General features: G+C 62.8%; 5 protein-coding genes. 3 read left to right on the top strand and 2 right to left on the bottom strand.

Going from position 1 to position 6,130, the window contains the following annotated elements; translation table 11 throughout:
• Positions 1–273: 273 nt before the first annotated feature.
• From MTBUT4_RS02750 to MTBUT4_RS02740, 3 genes are read left to right on the top strand one after another with little or no spacing between them, the layout of a single operon-like run.
• Complete coding sequence (locus MTBUT4_RS02750; protein WP_173978127.1) at positions 274–744, top strand: hypothetical protein; 471 nt, start codon at positions 274–276, stop codon at positions 742–744.
• Positions 728–1,234 (top strand): hypothetical protein, encoded by a 507-nt coding sequence (locus tag MTBUT4_RS02745; RefSeq protein ID WP_173978126.1) that lies wholly within the window; start codon positions 728–730, stop codon positions 1,232–1,234. The genes MTBUT4_RS02750 and MTBUT4_RS02745 overlap by 17 nt, the downstream gene beginning before the upstream one ends.
• Positions 1,235–1,248: 14 nt before the next feature.
• The gene (locus MTBUT4_RS02740; RefSeq protein ID WP_173978125.1) at positions 1,249–2,988 is read left to right on the top strand and encodes a hypothetical protein; all 1,740 of its coding nucleotides are present in this window, start codon (positions 1,249–1,251) and stop codon (positions 2,986–2,988) included.
• 757 nt (positions 2,989–3,745) lie between these two features.
• Here the strand turns inward: MTBUT4_RS02740 and MTBUT4_RS02735 are convergent.
• Both MTBUT4_RS02735 and MTBUT4_RS02730 read right to left on the bottom strand, forming a co-directional pair.
• Complete coding sequence (locus tag MTBUT4_RS02735; RefSeq protein ID WP_173978124.1) at positions 3,746–5,365, bottom strand: ABC-F family ATP-binding cassette domain-containing protein; 1,620 nt, start codon at positions 5,363–5,365, stop codon at positions 3,746–3,748.
• A 55-nt stretch (positions 5,366–5,420) separates the two neighbouring features.
• Positions 5,421–6,092, bottom strand: a complete 672-nt coding sequence (locus MTBUT4_RS02730; RefSeq protein ID WP_254434706.1) for a metalloregulator ArsR/SmtB family transcription factor — start codon at positions 6,090–6,092, stop codon at positions 5,421–5,423.
• Positions 6,093–6,130 lie beyond the last annotated feature (38 nt).

The raw sequence follows: 6,130 nt of genomic DNA, 5'->3' as shown, positions 1-6,130 counted from the left end.
ATGGAGGCTGTAGACGCATCAACGCCATGCAGCCCGCTGACCGGCTTTGACCGGTTTGCGCCCATGGCGGTCGTTCCGAGGATTGGCGCCGGCTCCCAACAGCGGACAAAGCAAGGACAACCATCATTCGGGCTGACCGGGGACAACCTTATGCGGCTCCACCGGGCAGGGCGGGTGGTGGGAAGACGGGGGCTCTGCGTTGACGCGCGCAACTAAGCACTATATGTTGTTGCCGAAGTGGGTGTCGGCACGACCGATTGGATCGGAGGCGTCGTGAAAGTCGCCGTAATTGGCAGTTTCAAACAGCATTACCCGGCCGTCAAGGACGTGATCGGCGTGTTTCGGGATGCCGGTTTGCACGTGACCTCGCCGGCCGGAAGCGACTTGGCTGTCGCTGAGGTCGATTTTGTCCGTTTTGAGACCGACCGGGCCGAATACAGCGACGCTGAGATCCAAGCCGTCACCTTGTGCAACATTTTTGAAGCTGACGCAATTTATGTCGTCGCGCCCGGCGGATACGTGGGGAGGACCACATGCTACGAAATTGGTAGAATTATTCAGGCTGGCAAGCCGCTTTATGTCTCAGAGACCATCAAAGATTTACCAATACAAATACCTTCTAGTCACGTCATTTCAGCCGTAGAGTTGGGCATTAGATTTGCGGCGAATGACGTTCGCGCTTTCACCTGGGATCGCGGCTCCGTAATAGCAGATGCGGAGGCGCGCCTTGTCGTTTCTGCATAAGCCACTGCGCCGCGATGTCGATTTCCGGCCCCGGGTAGTCATTTGCGGTAGCATGACCTTCCTGCCACAAATGATGCATGTACATAAGGAACTGGGGGAAGCCCATGTCCCAAGCGTGCTCCCCACACTGGAAGATGGCGTAACGCTGTGCACAACCCTAGACACCCATGATTCAGTGAAGCGAAAGCTCTCCCTCGACCACATCAGGCGGATCAAGAACCCGTCCACATTCGCCATATTGGTGGTTAACATGGAGAAACATGGCGAGATCGATTACATTGGCCCCAATGCTTTTGCCGAGATCGCGATCGCATTCGCGACGGGAAAGCAAATTTTTCTGCTGAACGACGTCCCGCATTCCTACTCGGACGAATTGACAGCCTGGGGCGCGACCCCTCTTGCAGGCAGGGTAGATTACCTTGTTGCCAGGCACCACTCTCGGTTGGCAGAATTACAGCCAAGACAGCTGAGTTTTTTTGAGGACTGGTGATGCCCGGCCGGAGAATGTTTCTCCACTTCTTCGATATCCATTTTTTGGAGGAGAAGGGGGTAACGTCAAGCGATCGCGCGGCGCGGACGGAAATGGCGATCGCACTCAGGCTCGCGGTGCTGGTGTGCGACCGGGTCTACGTCCCTGCCGCCTCATTTTTCGAAAACCCCATCTGCCGGGAACTTTGCGAACCCTTTATGAATCCCGAGCTCGGCGACCTGATCGTCCTTGTTGGCAGCAACACCAACATCCAGGAATTCGTTGAGGACAAGCGGCCCCAATACGACGAGGAATCGTACCAGGGGTCGGTTTATCGTTCGATCGACATTCACGTGCCTTTACCCTGGCACGCACGGGTCCGGAGCACGACGACCGACATCGTGACAGATTGGCGACGGCTTTTCGCCTCGGGGGAGTGCGAGAACCTGTTTCGGCGGATGACATTGGACGATCTTCCCACCGGTGCGGACTCAATTTTTCCGGAACTCCCGGAAAGGCTGGAAGGAAAGGCCTTTCTTGTCGATCACGCCCGGCCCATCCTTTTCGGGGCAAAGACAATCACCCGCAAGACGGTCAACACTCTTCACACTGTGTTGAACGAGGCGTACTTTCGAAGCTATGCTATAGACTTGGGGGCTTCTGTTTTTCAGGAAATGAAACGGCTCGGGTTTTCCCGCTCCGTGCCATCGGGAAACCCCAACCGCGACTTGGATTATTCGCGCGCCCATCGCATCCTGCTCACGCACGCGGCGCTGGCCGACATGATCAACCTTCCGCCGGCCGAACTTTTCGCAGCCGCGCGGGAAAATCCGCGCATGATGAAGGCTCTGGCGGAAATCGAAGAAGAGGTCAGACAACGGGCCATGTCAGCCAATACCCCGCGGATCGCCATCATCACCGCGCTGAAGCACGAAGCAGCGGCCGTCACCAAAATCCTCAACACGCCGGCGGACGCCGCAGTCTCCGGCGATCCGATCGCTTATGAACTCGGTACCATCGAGCATCGGGATGGCATGGCCATCCCAGTTTTGCACGCATCCATTAACGGCATGGGAACCACGGATGCGGGGATTGTCGCTGCGAATCTGAAACGGTCCTACCCTTCGATCAAATATGCATTGATGGTCGGCATTGCCGGCGCATGTCCCAATCTGACCGATACCGAAAAGCACGTTCGTCTGGGCGACCTCGTCATTTCCACCCACATCGTGCAACACGATTTTGGGGCGTACAAGGACGGCGTATTTGAAGCGCGGGCAACCCCGCAGCAGGTGGGCATGGAATTTCGTCAGGTTGTGGGGCTTCTGGGCCGTGATGCGATCCTGGACGCGATCCCGTGGAAAGACGAGATCGGGACGCTCGGAGAGATGTTCCAGCGCCCGACGGACGAAGATGTCCTCAAGGTCAAAGGGCGTAAGGTTAAGCATCCGCCCGATGCCCGGCGGGTGAACCTCTCGCCGGTCATCCATGAAGGTGTCATCGCCTCTGGGAACATCGTCGTCAAGGATGAGGTCCGGCGTGACGCGATCCGCGAGACCTTCAACGCCCGAGCGATCGAAATGGAGGGAAGCGCTGTCCACCGCGCGATGAGCCTTCTCGGCGCACACGGCATGGTAATCAGAGGGACTTGCGACTACTGCACCATCGAGAAGCGGGACGATTGGCAGTATTATGCCGCCGCGCTCGCCGCAGTGTACGCCAAAATGCTGATCGCCCGCTTCCCCAAGGAATGGATTAGCCCAACCTCACCCTGACCCCCCGCTTTACCAGCGGGGCAAGTTCGGCTTCGATGTCGTCCGGCAACTGCCTCCGCGAGCGAGCGGCGGCACAGGTCGAAGGCGCGATCCGGCGAGGGCGGCAAACACGCCCATGTGCTGGGGGCACTTAACCCAAAGGTCCGCTTTATTTACCCCGCCCCTCATTCCCGCCCTTCCCCTCCCGGCCCGAAGCAGACGCCCTCACCCGTTCGGCGCCCCGCGCGCAGGGTTCATTCAGGACGCATTGACCGGTTCGAACAGGCGGATGACCTCGGGATTACGGTGCCACTGCACTTATCTGCTGGGCCTGCTGTTATGCCCCGGCGCCGACCCTCTGGACGGCTGGCCTGGGGGCCAATCCGGCGAGGCCTTTGCCCATCAGGGGGGTGTCCCCGTGAACCGGGCAGGTGCGGAAGGTCCATCTGAGTTCATCTGAGTTCATCGGCGTTCATCTGTGTTGCATGAACCGGCACCGGCCGCGCGGCCCGCCGGGTGGGGCGCATGGCCGCCAGATGACGATTGGGGGGGGAAGAACGCCCCCATCCCGCTTGCGGGGAAGGGGAGCGCGGATGTTGGTGTTGCCGGGAGCCGGCGGCGGCGGGGCGGGCGGTGGGCTGGCCCCCACCCCGGCCTTCCCCCGGCTGCGCCGAGGGCGGGGGCAAGTTACGGGCTTACGGTGCCGCGGCACTCGTTTCGGCCCGAAACCTCGAATTCCCCCCGCCCGCCATTCAACTTTTCCCAAGCAAACCTTGACTCACCCCCGCAGTCCCGGCGCCTCGTGGCCGGTGCGGGCGACGTATTCGGTGTAGCCGCCGCTGAACTGGTGGATGCCGTCCGGGGTCAGTTCCAGCACGCGGTTCGACAGGGCGGCCAGGAAGTGGCGGTCGTGGGACACGAACAGCATGGTGCCCTCATAGCCGGCCAGGGCCTTGATCAGCATCTGCTTGGTGTCGAGGTCGAGGTGGTTGGTGGGTTCGTCCAGCACCAGGAAGTTGGGCGGGTTGAACAGCATCAGGGCCATCACCAGGCGGGCCTTCTCGCCGCCCGACAGGACCCGGCATTTCTTTTCCACGTCGTCGCCGGAGAAGCCGAAGCAGCCGGCCAGGGCGCGCAATGACCCCTGGTTGGCCTGGGGGAAGGCGCCTTCCAGGGTTTCGAAGATGGTGGCGCCGCCGTCCAGCACCTCCATGGCGTGCTGCGAGAAATAGCCCATGCGGACGCTGCCGCCGATGGCGACGCTGCCGGAATCGGGCTCGGCGGTGCCGGCCACCAGCTTCAGCAGGGTCGACTTGCCGGCGCCGTTGACGCCCATCACGCACCAGCGCTCCTTGCGCCGGATGATGAGGTCGAGGCCCTGGTAGATGGCGCGGCCGCCATAGCCCTTGTGGACGTTCTTCAGCACCGCCACGTCCTCGCCCGAGCGCGGCGCCGGCGGGAAGTCGAAGACCACCATCTGGCGGCGCCTGGGCGGCTCGAAGCGTTCGATCTTGTCCAGCTTCTTGACCCGGCTCTGCACCTGGGCGGCGTGCGAGGCGCGGGCCTTGAAGCGCTCGATGAACTTGATCTCCTTGGCCAGCATGGCCTGCTGGCGCTCGAACTGGGCCTGCTGCTGCTTCTCGTTCTGCGCCCGCTGGCGTTCGTAGAACTCGTAATCGCCCGAGTAGCTGTTGAGCGAGCCGCCATCGATCTCGATGATCTTGGTGACGATGCGGTTCATGAACTCGCGATCGTGCGAGGTCATCATCAACGCGCCGTCATATGCCTTCAGGAAGCCTTCCAGCCAGATCAGGCTTTCCAGGTCCAGGTGGTTGCTGGGCTCGTCCAGCAGCATGGCGTCGGGCCGCATCAGCAGGATGCGGGCGAGGGCGACGCGCATCTTCCAGCCGCCCGACAACTTGCCGACGTCGCCGTCCATCATCTCCTGGCTGAAGCTGAGGCCGGCCAGCACCTCGCGGGCGCGGCCCTCCAGCTCGTAGCCGCCCAGTTCCTCGAAGCGGGCCTGGACCTCGCCGTAGCGGGCGATGATGGCGTCCATGTCGTCGCGGTCGGGATCGCACATGGCCGCTTCCAGCTCGGCCATCTCGGCGGCCACGGCGCTGACCGGCCCGGCCCCGTCCATCACCTCGGCGACGGCGCTGCGGCCCGCCATCTCGCCGACATCCTGGTTGAAATAGCCGATGGAGACCTGCTTCTCGACCGAGACCTGCCCGTTATCGGGCGCTTCCTCGCCGGTGATCATGCGGAACAACGTCGTCTTGCCGGCGCCGTTGGGACCGACCAGGCCGACCTTCTCGCCGCGGTTCAGGGCGGCGGAGGAATCGAGGAAAAGGATACGGTGGCTGTTCTGCTTGCTGATATTCTCGAAACGGATCATGGCCGGCTGGGTTCCTGTGGCGGGACCGGCACCTTATGCCACAGGATGGGCGACCCTAACAGGGCGCCGCCTCCACCGGCAGGCCGGCGGCCCGCCACTCGGGGAAACCGTCCTCCAGGCGCCGCGCCCTGCGGCCGCGCTCGCGCAGGGCGGCCACCGCCTCGTAGGCCAGCACGCAATAGGGACCCCGGCAATAGGCGACCACCTCGGTGCTCTCGGGCAGTTCGCCCAACCGCCGCTCCAGGTCCCTCACCGGGATGTTGACGCTGCCCGGCAGATGACCGGCGGCGTATTCCTCGGGGGGGCGGACATCGAGGATGGTGACCAGCCCGTCCTTCATGCGGGCCATCAGATCGTCGCGCGACACCGCCTCCAGCGCGTCCTTCTCGTGGAAGTAGCCGCGCACCAGCCGGTCGACCTCGGCAACGTGGCGCTCGGCGGTGCGGCGCAGGCTGGCCAGCAGGTCGAGCACGTCGTCGTCGGACAGGCGGTAGAGGACCTGCGGTCCGCTCTTGCGCGACACCACCAGTCCGACCCGGCGCAGCACCTGCAGATGCTGCGAGGTGTTGGCGACCGACAGCCCGGCGGCCGCCGCCAGCCCCTCGACGCCACGCTCGCCCTGGGCCAGCAATTCGAGCAGATCGAGCCGATGCGGGCTCGACAGCGCCTTGGCCACGGCGGCGAACTGTTCCAGCATCGACAGTTTGGGGCTGACCCGGGTTGACACGGAGGCTCCATCGACCATTCAATTAATCACTTTAATAA

This window comes from Magnetospirillum sp. UT-4 (assembly GCF_902729435.1).
GTDB lineage: Bacteria > Pseudomonadota > Alphaproteobacteria > Rhodospirillales > Magnetospirillaceae > Magnetospirillum.
Note: the sequence above shows the minus strand (reverse complement) of the source record. Positions and strands in the feature narration are given on the sequence as shown.